This is a genomic window from Peribacillus sp. P4_C12 (assembly GCF_056402095.1).
In genome coordinates this window covers 1-593 of sequence record NZ_JBFUIB010001160.1, presented here as the reverse complement: position 1 = coordinate 593, position 593 = coordinate 1, and the positions used below count along the sequence as shown (strand labels likewise).

1 pseudogene is annotated in these 593 nt (G+C 42.5%); it reads right to left on the bottom strand.

Annotated features, from left to right (window positions below):
- A pseudogene (locus AC1DUW_RS31930) lies at positions 1-593 on the bottom strand (sulfite reductase [NADPH] flavoprotein alpha-component); the annotation flags it as partial.

Here is a 593-nt window from a genome sequence, read left to right as displayed (position 1 = left end):
TTTCTTTCTCGTCCGTGACTATCATACCGGACAGCTCCGACTGTCAGATGCACTTCATCTGGATACGCGGATAGACTGTTCGCAATCGAATATAGACGGGCTGGAATTTTTCGAAGGATGGAGACGAATTCTTGTGCCGATTCACCCCATGAGCCAAAATCACGGACAAAATCCAGCAAATCACGGCCTTCACGATATTCTTTTAGTTTTTCTTCATTACCAGCTGATAAAAGTGCCTTTAAATCCTCATTGCCTGAAAGTTGGGCCGCTTGCTCAAAGAGCGATTTTGTTAATACTGTTATTTCAAAATTGGAGATGAGCGATTCCCTAAGTTTTCGAAGGTCTCCCTGCTTGTTGACCTTCACGATTTCTTCAGGGTCCCAATTGAGTTCTTTAAGGAGCATATCCACTAAAATGGAATCATTTTGTGGATAAATACCAAGACTGTCACCAGGTTCAAATGTAAGTCCAGAGCCTTCAAGCGATAACTCGATATGGTGTGTCTCTTTATTGGAGCCACGGCCGTTCAAGTTAATATTTTCCATAACTTCCGCTTTAAAAGGGTTTGTCCTGGAATACGTGTGTTCACTTAC